14 protein-coding genes, 1 tRNA gene and 1 other RNA gene are annotated in these 16,916 nt (G+C 41.2%); 3 read left to right on the forward strand and 13 right to left on the reverse strand.

Features of this window, described 5'->3' with window-relative positions:
* The first annotated feature begins 19 nt into the window (after positions 1-19).
* The gene (locus MK482_RS03545; protein ID WP_125410919.1) at positions 20-883 is read left to right on the forward strand and encodes a helix-turn-helix domain-containing protein; all 864 of its coding nucleotides are present in this window, start codon (positions 20-22) and stop codon (positions 881-883) included.
* A 220-nt stretch (positions 884-1,103) separates the two neighbouring features.
* On the opposite strand, the gene MK482_RS03550 is transcribed toward MK482_RS03545, so the two are convergent.
* From MK482_RS03550 to MK482_RS03570, 5 genes are all read right to left on the reverse strand, one after another.
* Positions 1,104-2,270 (reverse strand): ATP-grasp domain-containing protein, encoded by a 1,167-nt coding sequence (locus MK482_RS03550; protein ID WP_268717995.1) that lies wholly within the window; start codon positions 2,268-2,270, stop codon positions 1,104-1,106.
* 12 nt (positions 2,271-2,282) lie between these two features.
* A complete protein-coding gene (locus MK482_RS03555; protein WP_261148552.1) occupies positions 2,283-3,023 on the reverse strand; it encodes an esterase family protein in 741 nt (246 codons plus the stop codon).
* Positions 3,024-3,043: 20 nt separating this feature from the next.
* Positions 3,044-3,868: an alpha/beta hydrolase gene (locus MK482_RS03560; RefSeq protein ID WP_268717996.1), complete on the reverse strand. Its 825-nt coding sequence runs from the start codon at positions 3,866-3,868 to the stop codon at positions 3,044-3,046.
* Positions 3,869-4,003: 135 nt separating this feature from the next.
* Positions 4,004-5,218: a tRNA uracil 4-sulfurtransferase ThiI gene (gene thiI / locus MK482_RS03565; protein WP_268717997.1), complete on the reverse strand. Its 1,215-nt coding sequence runs from the start codon at positions 5,216-5,218 to the stop codon at positions 4,004-4,006.
* A gap of 8 nt (positions 5,219-5,226) precedes the next feature.
* On the reverse strand, positions 5,227-6,369 hold the full coding sequence (locus MK482_RS03570) for a cysteine desulfurase family protein (protein ID WP_268717998.1): 1,143 nt from the start codon (positions 6,367-6,369) through the stop codon (positions 5,227-5,229).
* Between the two features lie 138 nt (positions 6,370-6,507).
* Between MK482_RS03570 and MK482_RS03575 the strand changes: the two genes are divergently transcribed.
* A complete protein-coding gene (locus MK482_RS03575; RefSeq protein ID WP_223330682.1) occupies positions 6,508-6,936 on the forward strand; it encodes a DUF6556 family protein in 429 nt (142 codons plus the stop codon).
* Between the two features lie 44 nt (positions 6,937-6,980).
* On the opposite strand, the gene MK482_RS03580 is transcribed toward MK482_RS03575, so the two are convergent.
* The 4 genes from MK482_RS03580 to MK482_RS03595 all read right to left on the reverse strand — a co-directional run bounded on the left by MK482_RS03580 (position 6,981) and on the right by MK482_RS03595 (position 12,967).
* On the reverse strand, positions 6,981-9,284 hold the full coding sequence (locus tag MK482_RS03580; protein WP_326845871.1) for a DNA translocase FtsK: 2,304 nt from the start codon (positions 9,282-9,284) through the stop codon (positions 6,981-6,983).
* Positions 9,285-9,369: 85 nt separating this feature from the next.
* Positions 9,370-11,322, reverse strand: a complete 1,953-nt coding sequence (locus MK482_RS03585) for a fructose-specific PTS transporter subunit EIIC (protein ID WP_268717999.1) — start codon at positions 11,320-11,322, stop codon at positions 9,370-9,372.
* Complete coding sequence (gene pfkB, locus MK482_RS03590; RefSeq protein ID WP_268718000.1) at positions 11,319-12,230, reverse strand: 1-phosphofructokinase; 912 nt, start codon at positions 12,228-12,230, stop codon at positions 11,319-11,321. The genes MK482_RS03585 and pfkB overlap by 4 nt, the downstream gene beginning before the upstream one ends.
* Positions 12,227-12,967, reverse strand: a complete 741-nt coding sequence (locus tag MK482_RS03595) for a DeoR/GlpR family DNA-binding transcription regulator (RefSeq protein ID WP_000920651.1) — start codon at positions 12,965-12,967, stop codon at positions 12,227-12,229. The genes pfkB and MK482_RS03595 overlap by 4 nt, the downstream gene beginning before the upstream one ends.
* Before the next feature lie 161 nt (positions 12,968-13,128).
* Here MK482_RS03595 and MK482_RS03600 point away from each other — a divergent pair.
* Positions 13,129-13,216: transfer RNA gene (locus MK482_RS03600), tRNA-Ser, on the forward strand.
* Positions 13,217-13,294: 78 nt separating this feature from the next.
* Here the strand turns inward: MK482_RS03600 and MK482_RS03605 are convergent.
* From MK482_RS03605 to MK482_RS03620, 4 genes are all read right to left on the reverse strand, one after another.
* On the reverse strand, positions 13,295-14,629 hold the full coding sequence (locus MK482_RS03605) for an Nramp family divalent metal transporter (RefSeq protein ID WP_000094601.1): 1,335 nt from the start codon (positions 14,627-14,629) through the stop codon (positions 13,295-13,297).
* A gap of 407 nt (positions 14,630-15,036) precedes the next feature.
* Positions 15,037-15,384: a transfer-messenger RNA gene (gene ssrA, locus MK482_RS03610) on the reverse strand.
* A 61-nt stretch (positions 15,385-15,445) separates the two neighbouring features.
* On the reverse strand, positions 15,446-16,081 hold the full coding sequence (locus tag MK482_RS03615) for an SGNH/GDSL hydrolase family protein (RefSeq protein ID WP_261087712.1): 636 nt from the start codon (positions 16,079-16,081) through the stop codon (positions 15,446-15,448).
* Position 16,082: 1 nt separating this feature from the next.
* Positions 16,083-16,910 carry an HAD family hydrolase gene (locus MK482_RS03620; protein WP_268718001.1) on the reverse strand — a complete coding sequence of 276 codons (828 nt, stop codon included), beginning with the start codon at positions 16,908-16,910 and terminating at the stop codon, positions 16,083-16,085.
* Positions 16,911-16,916 lie beyond the last annotated feature (6 nt).

Here is a 16,916-nt window from a genome sequence, read left to right on the forward strand (position 1 = left end):
GGAAGGTTTATTATTTTTAATGAATACACTCGCAGAGAAATTCAGATTGAAAAGAAAAGAGTTGAGACTCTCCCAACAAACTCTTGCAGAAGGAATTTGTGAACAAAGCCAGATTAGTAAAATTGAAAGAGGTCATTTTATTCCCTCCGCAGACTTGTTATTCAAACTCTCTCAACGACTTGAAGTCCCTTTGGATTACTTTTTCAATGAACAAATCGAAGTTAAGTCTAACCTCTCTAATTTCAAACATCTATCTGCTCGCCTATTAGATGATAGAAATTATGACGATTTAGAATATCTTTATAAAATAGAGGTAGAACGAAGCACTTTTCTAACATTAGAAGACCGAACTTACCTTGAATGGATTAAATCTATAATTGACTTCTATCTATATAATCTTCAGTTTGAGGCCATCTCCTACCTGGAAAATATATTATCAAAAGTATCCTCAACTACTTTAATTTACTTAAAGGTATTGAACACTCTATCTAATTTTTATTCCTTAGTTGGCCGTGAAGAAGATTATGAAAAAAACTACGCTCATCTAATGGAGTTATATCAGACAAAAAATCTGGATTATCAAGAGTTTCTATTTGGTTACATCAGAGTCCGTCACAACTACGCTCACTATTTAGTATCAAAAGAAAAATATAATGAAGCCATCCAAGAAGCTCTTGAGACGATTGAACTCTGTAAACAAAGACAAACAAGCTATCAACTAGCTCCTCTGCTTATTCTAGTCGGAAATGCTGGATCGCAATTTCTAGACAAGGAACAGGTTAAAAATTATTATATAGAAGCAAAAGAATTATGTAAGATTTATAACAATCCTTTAATGTTGATGAAGGTAGAAAACTATTTGAAGGAATTAGATACTGTTTAGTTAATCTTGACATTATAGTTTTTCTGAAACGTTAAATAACCTGTAAGGCTGATAGTGAAATTAATACTATCAGTCTTATAATTATGTGACTATTACTTCAGATTCAGTTCACTATAATTTCCAAACGAATCTTATGATAGCTACCTTATTAGGATGCTCTTATTTTTTATCAGACAAAACAAAAGGATTAAGGGAGTGAATTTCCTTAATCCGATAGTCTCTAAACCTGACGTTGTCCGAAATCTGCAATCATCTGATCCATTTCTTGTCGACTCGGAGTTGTCAGCATATACAGGTAATCTCCTTGAAGTTCTGCGAAGGCCTCTGGCATAATTTTCTTAACCTTGAACTGCTGTCTATATTTGGCAAGCAAGTCCTCTTCTGAATAAACATAGTGAGCATTTGCACGACGGGATGTAGCTAAACAATATTGAGCTTCAAATTCTGACGCTGGGAACTCTTCTCCTGCGACTATAGCCGCATAGCCACGATAGAGGTCCAAGGAATGAGCAAAGTTATAAACATCAATGGTGAAACCACCTGCAGGGCGGTTATTATACTCAATGGCGATGTAATCGTCCCCTTCACGGAAGAACTCGATATGGAAGAAACGTTCTTTCATACCAAATTCTTTGACAATTGCCTCACCATATTTACGTAATTTGGGATCCATATCCTTAAGAACATAGTAGGAATTGTCCATCTTGTAAATCATGAGATCCAGCGGTGTATAGGCGTAGTCGAAGGTCGTTGAAAAGACGATTTTACCATCCTTGTCCACAAGACCATCAAAGGTGCAGATTTCACTAGACGTGACAAATTTCTCAAAGAAATAAACGGTCGAATGGTCCCATTCTTGCTTGAAGTGATTGATATCATCTTCTGTTTCAAGCTTAAAGGTGGCGGCTGCTCCCACTCCATTGTCAGGTTTGGCAATCATTGGAAGGCCGATTTCATTCACAGCTTGATCCACATCTGCTTCCGTCTTGATAACAGCTCCAGGTACCACAGGAACACCTGCTTTTTTGAAGAGTTTCTTCATTTCAGACTTAAATTTCGTCTTTTTGAGATCCTCTGGTTTGGCACCAAAGACATTGAATTGTTCTCTGAGTGTTGCATCCAGCTCAAGCCAGTATTCATTATGAGACTCGATGCGGTCAATTGGGCCATGTTTGTAGAACAGAAAGGCAACAGCACGCTTGACTTCGTCTATGTTTTCAAGATTATCTACACGGAAATACTCAGTCAGACTATTGCGCAAAGGTTCATCAAGTTGTTCGTAGGGCTCCTGACCAATCCCCAAAACGGTGATGCCTTTATTGGCTAACTCGATGGTAAATTGTTGGAAGTTTTGCGGATAGTAGGGAGAAATAACAAGGTAATTCATAGGCAACTCCTTTTATAGATACAGGTGTCCAAGAAAATAGGGCATTTGTTTACGCCACCATTCCCAGTCGTGGGCAACATCGTGCCCCCATTCAGCAAACCAGGCCGGAATTTGTTTCTGGTCAAAGGCTTCTTTGAGCTTGTAAAATGATGGCAGACCGTCTTGTTCCCAAGCTCCAAGTCCTGTACACAGCACAATCTCTGCCTGACGGTAACGGTCAATAAACCAGCCGTCGTTTTGGTTCCAGATATAATCTACTGGCGAGTTTTGGTAAATAGCATCGTCATTGTAGTAATCGCCGACAAAGAAACGTGCGTCATAAACACCACTGAGAGCAATCACCTTGGTAAAGACATCTGGATGCTGGAGGAAGAAATTGAGTGCATGGTAGGCGCCCATCGAACAACCTGTTGTCATCATGCCATCAAACCAACCTGTCTTATGCTTGATAAAAGGAATGGCCTCCTCAATCACATAGCGTTCGTAGGCACGGTGCATCTCTGCTTGGTCGTGACCATTTTTCCAAGTAGCCAGCCAGCTCTCACTGTCAACACTGGATAAGGTAAAAAACTGAACACGGCCTTCCTCGATAAAGGAAGCACAGGCGTCTATCATGCCAAAATCATAGTATTCGTTGTGACTACCACCTGATGAAGCAAAGACCACAACTGGAATCCCAGCATGCCCATAACGGTTAAGGTACATTTCACGGTTGAGGTGACCACTCCAGTGGCTGAGGTTTTCAATATGCATTGGCTTTCTCCTTTTCTAACTTACCATTTCTCTGCAAAAAATCTCAGACAGTCTGGTAAATTTTCCGACCAAGGGATTTCACTATGGATAGCACCAGACTGAACTTTCAAAACAAGATTATCCAAGTGAATTCCACCTGCAATCAAATCATGATAATAGCGAAGCGATGAGTCGATATAGGCTTGCTTGATATTGCCAGCCATCAGAGTCTTGTCCGTATCGTCTGCTTCTTCTGTTCCTACATAGATGAAAATGCGCTGTTCAGGGAACAATTTCTTGCGCTCGATATAGCGGTTAAAGGCTTCTTGATGAAGCCAGTTAGCAGATGAGAAGACACCTAGACAACCAATTCGGTCTTGGTATTCTAGTCCGATAAACTGGGTAATATTGCCTCCTAGTGAAGAGCCAATCATAGCCGTATGCTGCCGATCAGCTTTAGTACGGTAGGTCTCATCAATAAAAGGCTTGACCACCTCCATGACAAACTCAGCATACTCTACACCCTTACCGCCAAACTGCTGGCCTGGAATAGGGGATTCTTGGAATTTCCAAGCCGCATACTCATTCATCCGACCCATACCATCATTATCAATGGCTACGACAATCATGCGACTAATATCAGGATTACGCTTAATAGCTGGGATAATCTTCCATGAATGTCCAATGAAAGACTCCTTGCTGTAAAAAACATTTTGCCCGTCATGAAAGTAAACAACAGGATAGGAACGGTCCGTGTCTTTCTCATAATCTTTTGGAAGAAGAACACGTACACGGCGCTCCTTGCCTGTATAAGGAACTTTAAGTTTATGTTCTTTCATTTTTAGATAAAAGTAGGATTGATTCATTGTCAGAAAACTCTCTATATTCAAAATTTTATCTTATTATATCACAATTATAGAAAAAAAGTCAGTTTCTCTTCCATTTTTGGATTAAAAACTAACTTTTTCATTTAATTTTCTAAATTCTTTTGGATTTTCTGATTAGAGCAGATTGTCAATCAAATCATCGACTTCATCTTTTTCAACCTGAGGTGTGATTTCAGTAATCATAATGCCTGCCACTGCTCGCTCAACCAAGCCCTTAACATCCATTCGTTTTTCATACTGCTCTGCATTTTTAATCTTAGGATTTGTCTTAGGACGGTCAGGTGCAAAAATGGTACAGCAGTCTTCAAAAGGCTGAATAGATATTTCAAAGGTATCAATTTCCTGGGCGATGTCAATGATTTCCAACTTATCCATAGTAACCACAGGACGAATGACTGGAGTGCTGGTCACAGCGTTGATAGTCTGCATACTTTCCAAGGTCTGGCTGGCTACTTGACCAAGACTTTCCCCATTGATGATAACCAAACCATTTCGTACCTCACGAATACGGTCGGTAATCCGCATCATAAATCGACGCGTTAAGGTCATAAGATAGGCTTCTGGCGCTTTAGCCTTGATTTCCTCTTGGATCTCTGTGAAAGGTACTTCGATAAACTGGATATTGCCCCCAAACTTGGTCAATTTACGAGTCAAATCTTGGGCTTTTTTAAGGGCACCAGGACTCGTGTAAGGTGGGCTAGCAAAGTGAACTGCCTCAATATCTACCCCTCGTTTAAGAGCTAGATAACCTGCCACAGGTGAATCAATCCCTCCTGACAGCATGAGCATCCCTTTACCAGAACTTCCCACAGGTAATCCTCCTGCTCCACGAAAGGTTTCATAGGAAATATAAGCCGCTTCCTCACGAATCTCAACCTGAAGATTAATATCTGGATTTTTCATCTGAGCTTTCACGTTTGGAATAGCCTTGAAAACAGCACTACCAAGAGTTTGATTGAGTTCACGACTATCAAGTTCAAAGGTGTGGTCGCTACGCTTACCAGTGATTTTAAAGGTCATCCCTTCCTTGTAGGTTTCTTTCATAATCTCTTGGACAGCAGACTTAAGAACTTCCACAGACTTTTCGACTTTATAAACGGGAGAGAAGTTTTGAATTCCAAATACTTTTTTGAGGGATTCTGCTACTGCGGTGTAATCAGCTCCATTGAGGTAAGCGTGGGCACGATCGCGATCTGCGGTTACCTTAACTTGGGGATAGATAGACAAAACGTCTGAAATATTATTACGAAGTTTATTGATGAAACGCATACGATTTTTGTGTTTGGTTGACAATTCTCCGTAGCGAATCATAATTTCTGAATACTGCATAAATGCTCCTATCTTACTTTTCTAGTTTGATTGTAAATTAATTTTAGCTTGGTCAAAAACTGCTCGATCTGACTCATATCATTTTCAAGGTCTAGGCTTAGACGCACAGCTGACTGGGCCTTATCCTTGTCCACTCCCATGGCAATCAAGGTACCTGCAGGTTTACCAGCTTTTGAAGAACAAGCTGAAGTGGTGGAAATAAAAATATCATAGTCTTCAAAGGCATGAACAATGACCTCACCACGAACACCCTTAATTCCAAAAGTCAGGATATGAGGGGCAAAGTCTTCCTTATCTGAAAAGACAAAAATATCTGGATAGTCCAGAAGAGCTTGGCGAATCACTGCCTTCATCTGTTCTGTCTTGCTTGTAAAGAAATCTAGCTTTTCCATGGACAAACGGAGAGCCTTGGCTGTCGCTGCAATCCCTGCTACATTTTCAGTTGTCGAACGATAATCTCGCTCCTGACCACCACCTGTTAAAAGAGGCATAACCTTCTTGCCAGACTTGATATAGACAAAACCAACACCACGAACTCCGTGGAACTTGTGACCAGAGAAGGTCGCAAAATCCACTCGTTCTGTCAGATACTTTTCAGTCGGAATCTTGGCAAGTGCCTGAACCGCATCAACGTGGAAGGAAATAGTCGGCTTGTCTGTCAATAATTCTGAAATAGCTTGAATAGGTTGAATCGAGCCAATTTCATTGTTTACTGCCATGATGGAAACGAGGGTCGTATCAGGTCGTATCAAATCTTCTAACGCTTCAACATCTACAAATCCTTTGTTATCAACTGGAGCAAAATCCACTTCAAATCCTTGAGATTTCAACCAGTGGGCTGACTCTTTGACTGCCGGATGTTCAATGGCTGATACAATGATGTGCTTTCCAAACTGAGCCTTTTCAAAGGCCACACCCTTGATGACCCAGTTATCTCCTTCTGTCCCACCAGAAGTAAAGAAGATTTCATCACTTTTCTTACCGATTAAATCTGCAATCTGTTGCCGAGAAGCATCTAAGATTCGTGTTGCCTGGTCTCCCAAACGATGGAGACTAGATGGATTTCCTAAAATTTTTGAAGCCACCTGCATATAAGTTTCAAGGGCTTCAGGATAGGGCTTTGTCGTCGCCGAATTATCAAAGTAAATCATGTTTTCTCACGCTTTCTAAAATCACTCCTTCTATTGTATCATGAAACGGAGCCTGCGACAAGAAAGGGCAATTTCTCTTTTTTTAAGATTTTTTTAAAGAAATGCGGTATAATAAATTTTAATTAAAGGAGAGAATGTATGTCTAATTATCGTAGAACTTCAAAACCAAAAACAGAACACATCAAAAAAGGCTTTACAGTCTTTCAAAAAACCGTCGCCACTATCGGTAGTATTCTTGGCTTAATTACCGCAAGTATCACTATCATGAACGCCTTGGATAATAACAAAAATACTAAAAAAGAACCTACGACAAGCCAGACGACAACAATTGTCAAAGAAATTCAAAAGGAATCCCCTCAGGAAAACACTAGTCCTAATAAGGAAAATAACACTTCTCAAGAAAAACCACAACAAGAAGAAACACCAAAATCCAGCGTCAAGGAAGAGAAAAAAGAAGAGCAGAAAGCAGCAACTCAGGAATCTACTACTCCTGCTCCAAGTAAGCCTACTACTGAAAATGAAAAACAGTCCAATACCCCAACTTCGGAAAATAAAACTAATCAATAACCACTAAAATAGCCTCCTTCCAAATTTGGAAAGAAGCTATTTTTTTATTGTTGTAAAACTTTTCTTGGTTTGGTACCTTCAGCTGGACCAATGACACCTGCTATCTCAAGCTCTTCCATGAGACGGGTCGCACGGTTAAATCCAACTGACAATCGACGCTGAATCATAGATGCGCTGGCTTTCTGGGTTTCGATCACCAAAGCCTTGGCTTCTTCAAAGAGCGGATCACCACCAGATTCACCATCTGAAAATTCTCCTTCATTTTCAGAAACCTCACCTGGATCAAAACTCTCATCGTAGTCCGCATCTGCCTGAGCCTTGATGAAGTTTACGATGCGTTCGACATCATCATCCGAGATAAAGGATCCTTGGAGACGAACTGGATGATTTTCATCGATTGGTTTAAAGAGCATATCTCCACGTCCAAGAAGTTTCTCAGCTCCATTTTCATCCAAGATGGTGCGCGAGTCTGTACCTGATGATACCGCAAAAGCCACTCGAGATGGGACATTGGCCTTGATCAGACCAGAAATGACATCAACGGATGGACGCTGAGTTGCAAGAATCATGTGGATACCTGCAGCACGCGCCTTCTGTCCGAGACGAATGATAGCATCTTCCACTTCCTTGCTGGCTACCATCATAAGGTCAGCCAACTCATCCACAATTACAACAATGAGTGGTAGCGGAACCTGCTTGTACTCAGACTGAGCATTAAACTCTTCTACCTTGGCATTAAAACCTGCAATATTCCGAACTCCCACCTTGGCAAAGAGTTCATAACGATTTTCCATTTCATCCACGACCTTTTGCAAAGCCTTGCTGGCCTTACGTGGATTGGTCACGACTGGAATCAAGAGGTGGGGAATATCATTGTAAACAGACAACTCAACCATCTTGGGATCGACCATCATAAATTTAACTTGGTCAGGTCTCGCCTTCATGAGGATGCTAGCGATAATGCCGTTAACAGCTACTGACTTCCCTGAACCCGTTGAACCTGCAACTAGCAAGTGGGGCATCTTGGAAAGGTCAAAAGCTCTTGCGGTGCCATTAACTGCCTTTCCTAGAGGAATTTCTAAGAGATTTTCTGCTTTCGTTTGAGATTGTTCCCATAATTCACGGAAAGACACAGTCGCAATCTCAGAATTGGGCACTTCGATACCGACTAGGGATTTCCCAGGGATTGGTGCTTCAATACGGACATCCTTGGCCGCCAAGGCTAGAGCGAGGTCATCTGCGAGATTGGAAATGCGGTTGACCCGTACACCCACTGCAGGCTTGACTTCATACTTGGTCACTGATGGCCCAATTTCGGCCCGTTCAACCGTTACCTTGATACCAAAGCTAGCAAAGGTTTCTTCTAGGATTTTGATATTTTCCCGAACGATTTTCTTCTCTTTAGACTGGTCTTTTGGTTTATCTGGGGCAAAGAGTTGTAAGCTTGGAAGTTTGTATTCGAGGGCTTCCTTTGCTGAAAAATCAACCTGAACATCTTCGTCATCAGAGCCATCTTCCTGTTCAGCGAATTCAAGTCCAGCTTGAGGCAGGATGATTTCTGGTTCCACCCACTCTTCTTCTGGAACAGGAGGAACGTCAAGAACAACATCATCAGTCAGAATTTCACCCGTTTCCATATCAACAGGAGGCATATCGAGTAAGGCTTTTTCAGCCTCTTCTCGTTCTAATCTAGCCTCTTCCTCAGCCTTTTGACGAGCTTTTTCTTCTTGTTTGACAAAGCGTTCCTCTTTTCGACGCTCATGCCCTTCCCGCCATTTGGCAAAGCCTCTACTGAAAAATTCAGCAATATCGTAAACAGACCAAGGACTGACTAGGAGAGCACCCACTAAAATCAAGATAGAACCAATAAAGTAACTACCGATATTTGAGAAGAGAAAGGCTGTTGGCACATAGAGTCCAACACCAATCAAGCCTCCACCAGCAAAACTGGTCGTTCGAAAACCAGTCAGATCAGTCACAACCTGAGCCATGGTCCCTTTTAATACCGACTTATCCAAACCATATTTCCAAACTAAGTAGGCCTCAAAAATCAAGAGCAAGCCAGCAAATATGGTGAAAAATCCAGATAAGAGTCCTTCCTGTTTTCGTATCCACTTGAAGAAGAAGAGATAGAGCAGGATACCAAATATTGCCAGATAAGCTAGGCTACCCACCAGCAAGCGAATTAGATTGTAAAGGGTGATACCTGCAGCCCCTAATTTGAAGGCTGCGAAAATCAATAAAAGCGCGATTCCCAACGAAATCAACATTCGTTGAATCGCTTCTTTTCTTTCGAGTTCTGCTTTAGACGGTCTCCGTCTTGTTTTACTTGTATTCTTGTTTGCCATTCTTCTATTATACCATATTTCACAGGCATTTCGGAAAGAGAAAAAGACTGCACCAAACGGTACAATCTTTTCATTTTTCTATTTTTTATGCTTGTGGTTTGCGTAGGTAACCATAGACTACACCACTTACGATTGCTCCTACCAAGACAGACACGAGGTAAAGAAGAGCATTAGAAGTAAGGGCGATAACGAAGATTCCTCCGTGTGGCGCCATTAGTTCGATACCAGTAAGACCAACGAGTCCACCTGCTACTGCTGAACCAAGGATGAAGCTTGGGATCGCACGAGCTGGGTCAGCTGCACCAAACGGAATCGCTCCCTCAGTGATAAATGACAAGCCCATGATGATGTTTGTCAAACCAGAGTTGCGTTCTTCCTTAGTAAATTTGTCTTTAAAGAGAAGAGTTGCGACAAAGATGGCAAGTGGTGGCACCATTCCTCCAGCCATAACTGCTGCCATAGCCACAGAACCACCTGAAGAAACAGTTGCTGCAAGCGTACCTGTACCAAAGACATAAGCCGCTTTATTGACTGGTCCACCCATATCGACAGCCATCATTCCTCCAAGAACGATACCAAGAAGGACAGCTGAACCTCCTCCAAGACCGCCTAGGAAGTCATTCATAGCAGTGTTGATTGCCGCCATTGGGATATTCACAGCTAGCATGACAAATCCTGTCAAGATTGTCCCAAGAAGTGGCAAGAGAAGGATTGATTTTGCACCTTCAAGTGAACGAGGAACTTTAACGTATTTCTTGATAGCAAGCACCAAAGCACCTGCGATAAATCCACCCACAAGGGCGCCTAGGAAACCAGATGAGACACCGGCAAGAGTTGAAGTTGCTTCACCACCTGCGGCATAAGGGATTTTCCCAAAGGCAAAACCTTCTTTTGCAATAGCACCAGCCACGAAACCTGCTACCAAACCTGGTTTTTCAGCGATAGAGTAGGCAACATAACCTGCAAAGACTGGAAGCATCAAACCAAAGGCTGCACCACCGATTTTCATGAACATAGAAGCTAGTTCATGGTAGGAACCAAGATTACCAAGATTTTCATTTGGAACACCCAATGCACCATCAATCAAGAAGGCAAGGGCAATCATGATACCACCACCGATAACGAATGGTAACATTTGAGATACACCACTCATCAAGTGTTTGTAGAAGGCACCACCAAGGCTTTGTTTTTCATTAGATGCTGTTGCAGCTTTTACACCATTAGCGGCACGGTAAACTTCAGCATCTCCTGATAGAGCCAAGTTAATCAATTCTTCCGTTTTACGGATACCGTCAGCAACCGGACGATTGATCAATGGTTTGCCATCGAAACGATCCATTTCAACGGCCTTGTCTGCTGCGATGATAACAGCTTTAGCCTTGCGGATATCTTCTGCAGTTAGTTGATTTCCAACACCGCTAGCACCATTAGTTTCGACCTTGATACCAACCCCCATTTCAGCAGCCACTTTTTGAAGGGCTTCTTGGGCCATGTAAGTGTGGGCAATACCTGTTGTACAAGCTGTAACAGCTACGATGAAGTCATCAGAGTCATTTGCAGGAGCTTGAGCTGGCTCCTCAGATTTTTCTGAAGCTTGGTCAAAAAGTTCGATAACTTGGTCAGCTGATGTTACTTGACGAAGTTTGTCAGCAAAACCATCTTTCATCAAGTATTGAGACAATTCTGCCAATGCTGCCAAGTGGGTGTCATTGGCACCTTCTGGAGCTGCAATCATGAAGAAGAGGTCAGTTGCTTGTCCATCCAAACTCTCATAATCAACACCCTTGTTTGACTTAGCAAAGAGAACAGTCGCTTTTTTGACAGCAGCATTTTTACTGTGAGGCATTGCGATACCATCACCCAAACCAGTAGAAGTCAAAGCTTCACGCGCCAAAATTCCTTCTTTAAAGGTTTCAAAGTCTGTCACATAACCGTGATCTACCAAACTATTAATCATCTCTTCGATGACAGCATTTTTTTCAGTTGCCTGCAAATCCAGCAACATGACATCTTTTCTCAATAGGTCTTGAATTTTCATCGTTTTTCTACCTCAACTTTTTCATATGTTTCTTTTATAAATTCTGCCGTTGCCAAGTCATCTGAGAAGGTCGTTGCTGTTCCGCAAGCTACTCCCCATTTGAAGGATTCTACTGCATCTTTAGATTTGACAAATTCACCTGTAAATCCAGCGACCATAGAATCACCAGCTCCAACTGAATTTTTGACTGTTCCCTTGATAGGTTTTGCGAAGTAAGCTCCCTCAGATGTGACAAGAAGGGCACCGTCGCCAGCCATGGAGATAATGACGTTTTGAGCTCCTTTGGCCAGTAACTGACGAGCATAGTTCTCGATTTCATCTAAACTTTCGAGTTTCACTCCAAAGATAGCTCCAAGCTCGTGATTATTTGGTTTGACCAAAAGTGGCTGATAGTCCAAACTATCAATCAAGGTCTGTCCTTCAAAGTCACAAACGACTTGCGCACCAGTCTTGCGTGTCAAGGCAATCAAATCCTTGTAGATAACATTTCCTAGGTTTTTAGCACTCGAACCCGCAAAGACAACCGTATCTTCTGCTGTCAGACTAGATAAAATAGCTTTCAATTCTTCTAGCTGAGCTGGTTCGACATTTGGACCAGTCCCGTTGATTTCTGTCTCTTGGTCTGCTTTGATTTTAACATTGATACGAGTATCTTCTGCCACTTGGACAAAACATGTCTCGATTTCTTCCTCTGCAAGGGTATCTGTGATAAATTTACCAGTAAAGCCTCCGATAAATCCCGTCGCTGTATTTGGTATATCCAAACGTTTCAAGACACGGCTGACATTGATTCCTTTCCCACCAGCAAACTTATCATCACTGTCCATACGATTGACACTACCGACTTGGACTTGGTCCAAACGAACGATATAGTCAATGGATGGATTGAGTGTGACTGTATAAATCATACTTCTATTACCTCCGTTTTCTCCTTAATAGCCTGCAAGAGCTCATGCCCTTGACTTGTGATAACAATAGCTCGTTTGAGTGGTGCTACCTTGGCAAAGCAAGTTTGTCCAATTTTTGACGAATCCACCAAGACATAGGTCTGTTTGGCATTTTCTAAAATAGCACGCTTAACAGCTCCCTCCTCCATATCAGGAGTCGTATAATAGCCATCGTCCACACCATTCATCCCGATAAAGGCACGGTCAAAGTGCAATTGGTTAATCTGGTTAAGAGCAACGCCCCCGATGCTAGCATCTGTTGCCATCTTGACACTTCCTCCAACCATGACAGTTGGAATCTGCTTTTCAACCAACTGTGCGGCATGGTGAATCGAATTTGTCACAACAGTAATATTCTTATTGACCAATTCATGGATCAAAAAAGCAGTTGTTGTTCCAGCATCGATAAAGATGACATCTTGTTCCTTAATGAGAGAGGCTGCTTTCTGAGCCAGCAACTTCTTTTCTTGAAGGTTTTTGACAGATTTTTCTTGAATGGTTTCTTCTTCCTGCAAGGAATGGGGCAATTCTGCTCCACCATGCACGCGACGAAGCTTGTTTTCCGCTTCCAACTCATCCAAATCTCTTCGAACCGTTGATTCTGAGGTCTCTAGCAAACTAACTAATTTTTCTAGAGAAACTACATGATGTTGATTTAACTCCTCTAAAATCAGTTGCTTCCGCTCTGTTTTTAACACCGAATCACCTCCTGTTATCGTTTACACTATTCATTCTATCACACTTTCTTTCAAAGTCAAGCGCTTTTTGTCATTTTCTTTCAAAATCTATCATTTTTCTTATTTCCAAAATTTTTATTGCAAGATAAGAGCCTTTATGGTAGACTATTTGAGTAAGTATTGGAAGATTACTCAAGAGGCTTAAGAGGCCGTGTTGGAAACGCGGTAGGCGTGTAACAGCGTGCGTGGGTTCGAATCCCATGTCTTCCGTTTATTTTAAAAAAGATACCCAAGAAATCTTGGGTATCTTTTTTCTTATATGCTTGTTTTATAACTCGGGTGAATTTCTTAGAAAATATCAAATAACAATTTCACATTGAGAATTGTTAAGATAATGGAAACGATATAGCCAAGGATGGTATTCCATTTGGCATTGGTAAATTCTCCCATCAGTGATTTCTTAGAAGTTAGATAAATCAGTGGGAAGATTGAAAATGGAAGAGCAATCGAAAGAAAGACTTGTGAATAAACCAATAACTGATCTAATGTTTTTTCCTGATGACCAAACAGAACCGCTACAATCATGACAGGCAACAAGGCAAAGAGACGAGTTGCCAAACGAATGAACCATTGAGGTAATCTCATATGCAAGAAACCTTCCATAACGATTTGTCCAGTCAAGGTACCCGTAATTGTCGAATTTTGACCACTGGCTAATAAAGCCAAGGCAAACAAGGTTGATAAGGTCGAGCTAGCTATAGCTCCTGCAATAGTAGAATCCTGCAAGGCATTATACATTTGAGAGAAGGCAGAAATCTCAGATGCATGGCCGAAAAAGAGAGCCGCCCCGAGAATTAATAGAAGGGAGTTAACCACAAAGGCCAAGGATAATTGGAGATTTGAATCCCAGGTCATAAAGCGCACGGCTTTTCGAACATCATTCTTGTCCTTGTGATTGATTTTCCGAGTTTGTGACAAGGAAGAATGCAAATAGAGGTTATGGGGCATAACCGTTGCTCCCACGATCCCTAGTGCCAAGGTTAATTGACTTTCATGCCCTGGCAAGGGACTTTCAAATAAGGTTGCATTCGGTAGATAACCCTCAACGATTCCTTGGAAGCTTGGATGTGACAAAGCTACCAGATAGGTAAAAATTGCTAGAATGGTTAAAATCAGTGTTGTCACAATAGCTTCAATCTTCTTAAAGCCAAATTTCATCAGAAGCAATAAGAGAAAAACATCCAACACGGTCAAGAGAATTGCTATCATAATCGGAATCTTAAAGAGAAGATTGAGAGCAATCGCTGAACCTAGAACTTCTGCCAGATCTGTCGCCATCAAGGCTAATTCTAAAATCACCCATAGACTATAACGAAGCCATTTAGGTGAATGATGAGCCGTTGCTTGAGCCAGGTCCATCTGGGTTACAATACCAAGCTTTCCTGCCATCTGCTGAAGTTGCATGGCAATGAGAGATGAAATCAAGATAACAAACAAGAGACTATACTTATAGGAAGCACCACCGACTACACTGGTAATCCAGTTTCCTGGATCCATATAACCAACTGCGACAAGAGCACCCGGACCTAAAAAGGCATTTAAATTTTGCCAGAAATGATTGTTATTTGGAGTATCGATAGATTGATTAATCTCAGAGAGTGACACTTTTTTATGAGAAGACATAGATACTTACCTCTTTCTAAACCTACTTTTTCATTATTTTCTATTAGAGAAAAATAAGATTGACTTTAAACTATTAAAACAATGAAAACTATATGAAAAACATTTAGTTTTTTCATTATTTTTCTTAAGGTACCTTAATATTTTTCTTAAGGCACCTTAATTATAACACAAAAATGAAAACTATATGAAAAACATTTAGTTTTTTCATTATTTTTCTTAAGGCACCTTAATTATAACAGAAAATATGATAAAAACTTAAGAAAATTCAGGACTTGATTTAATATTTAGGATACAACAAAATGTTGTATTCTTTTTTTGCAAAAGAATACCAAGGAATACCAAACTCAAAAATAAAAAACGTTGATTTAACAACGTTTTACCAAGGAATGCAAAAGAATGCAAAGGAATAATGGAGCCGGTGGGAGTCGAACCCACGTCCAAACACCTGCCAACATATTTGTCTACAACCATAGGTTATGTATTAGTTTAACAGTCCCTCGACACATAACTCAAGCCTAGAAACTGCGAGTCTATTAATCTCTTATCAAGTCGCTAGACGAGACTTGATCGTATCTCGCTAATAATAAGACCTGTCATTGAACACGAGCAATCCAAATCGGGTCACGCCTGCTGGTTTTTAGGCAGCTAGAGCGTAAGAAGTGTTATTTTTTGCAGTTATATTTAACTGAGCGTTTACGTCGCCACACGAGTCGCAAAATATGCCTCATAATGCCTGTCGAATCCGTAACGACCCCAAAAGACAATAAAACCATTATACCTTATCTAACACAAAAATGCAAAAAGGAAAGCAATGAACTAGAAAAGATAGTCTTTCAAGGCTTTTGTCAAAGCCTGATAACCAGCAATACTCAGGTGCAGTCCATCAGTTGTATATTCTTTTTTGATTTGGCCTTCTTGGTTTGTCAAACTATCAAAAACTGGTACAAATTCTACCTGCATATAGGCAGAAGCAAGCTCTTGATAGGCTTGATTCCATTTCTGAATTTTTTCATTCGTTCGGATATAGACTGTCTGCTTGTACTCCTCTCCCTCATTGACTGGCAAAATGGAAAGTAATTTAATCTCTGTCAATGGATAATCGCGAGCAATGGATTGTATGATAGCTTCGAGATTATTGAGTGCCTCATTCACAGGCACATCTTTTCCGATATCATTCGTCCCAATCAGAAGGACAATTTTATCTACTGCTCCACCGTACAGATGCGCATCTAGATTCTCTAGTAACAGCCCTGTCTGATAACCTCGAATGCCTCGATTGACAATCGTCTTTGAAGTCCCAAACAACTCCTGCAGAGGATAATATTCGACAATGGAATCCCCAATAAAAAGAATGTCTGGTTCTACAACAGAAACCTGATTTAAGTGACGGTACTTGGTTTGGATTTTGCCTTGTTCCTTTAGTAACCAATTTTCTAATAACTGTACTGCCACTTCATTCTCCTTTTTCTAACCAATTTTCCAAGACTTGATAAACTCCTCCTTGGCTGTTGGCTGGTGCTAGAGCAGTCGCCACAGCTTTGGCTTTATCATCACCATTTTCCATCGCATAGGCAATTCCAGCCATTTCAAGCATTTCAACATCATTTTCACTGTCACCAAAAGCCATGACTTGTTGGGGATTCAAGTCCCAGCGCTTGAGTAATTCTTCCAAGCCCCATGCTTTATGAATTCCAGCTTGGAGGATATCAATACAACCATAGCCACTAGATACAGCCCGAACACGGCCATCAAAGAGGTCATTGATTTCTTCCAAGACCGAACTCAACCGTTCCTCACCAACAACCATACTCATCTTGAGTACACCACCAAAGAGGTCAGATGTTAATGCATCCACAAAATGCATCCGTTGGTAGAATTTTTCAATCATTTCTGGAGTCATAAAACTTTCAAGGTCTGTAAAAATGGTACCTTCCTTGACGAAACCACCCTTCATCCCTGTTACAACAAACTGGTCCTGACACGCTCGAGCCTCGAAATGAGCCAAAGCTTTATCAACAATATTATCATCCCAAGTCTGAGCCTGAATCAATTCATTATTTTCAAAAATACGAGCACCGTTGGCAACCACCAGAACCACTCGATCGACCAAGTGCTCCAGTAGTTGCCTCATGCGGTGAATTTCATTCCCAGTCGCGATGACAAAACGAATACCCCTTTGATCCAACTGATCTAAAATCTTTTCCAAGCGTGGAATATCAAGCTGGCCTCTAGCATCCAGCAAGGTCCCATCCATATCTGTTGCAATTACCTTAATCGTCATTTACTT

It is taken from the genome of Streptococcus mitis (assembly GCF_026782865.1).
GTDB lineage: Bacteria > Bacillota > Bacilli > Lactobacillales > Streptococcaceae > Streptococcus > Streptococcus mitis_CG.

Excerpts from the sequence above, each read along its gene's own strand:
- MK482_RS03545 (WP_125410919.1), top strand. The coding sequence starts at position 20 with ATGAATACACTCGCAGAGAAATTCAGATTGAAAAGAAAAGAGTTGAGA.
- MK482_RS03550 (WP_268717995.1), bottom strand. The coding sequence starts at position 2,270 with ATGAATTACCTTGTTATTTCTCCCTACTATCCGCAAAACTTCCAACAA.
- MK482_RS03555 (WP_261148552.1), bottom strand. The coding sequence starts at position 3,023 with ATGCATATTGAAAACCTCAGCCACTGGAGTGGTCACCTCAACCGTGAA.
- MK482_RS03560 (WP_268717996.1), bottom strand. The coding sequence starts at position 3,868 with ATGAATCAATCCTACTTTTATCTAAAAATGAAAGAACATAAACTTAAA.
- thiI (WP_268717997.1), bottom strand. The coding sequence starts at position 5,218 with ATGCAGTATTCAGAAATTATGATTCGCTACGGAGAATTGTCAACCAAA.
- MK482_RS03570 (WP_268717998.1), bottom strand. The coding sequence starts at position 6,369 with ATGATTTACTTTGATAATTCGGCGACGACAAAGCCCTATCCTGAAGCC.
- MK482_RS03575 (WP_223330682.1), top strand. The coding sequence starts at position 6,508 with ATGTCTAATTATCGTAGAACTTCAAAACCAAAAACAGAACACATCAAA.
- MK482_RS03580 (WP_326845871.1), bottom strand. The coding sequence starts at position 9,284 with ATGGCAAACAAGAATACAAGTAAAACAAGACGGAGACCGTCTAAAGCA.
- MK482_RS03585 (WP_268717999.1), bottom strand. The coding sequence starts at position 11,322 with ATGAAAATTCAAGACCTATTGAGAAAAGATGTCATGTTGCTGGATTTG.
- pfkB (WP_268718000.1), bottom strand. The coding sequence starts at position 12,230 with ATGATTTATACAGTCACACTCAATCCATCCATTGACTATATCGTTCGT.
- MK482_RS03605 (WP_000094601.1), bottom strand. The coding sequence starts at position 14,629 with ATGTCTTCTCATAAAAAAGTGTCACTCTCTGAGATTAATCAATCTATC.
- MK482_RS03620 (WP_268718001.1), bottom strand. The coding sequence starts at position 16,910 with ATGACGATTAAGGTAATTGCAACAGATATGGATGGGACCTTGCTGGAT.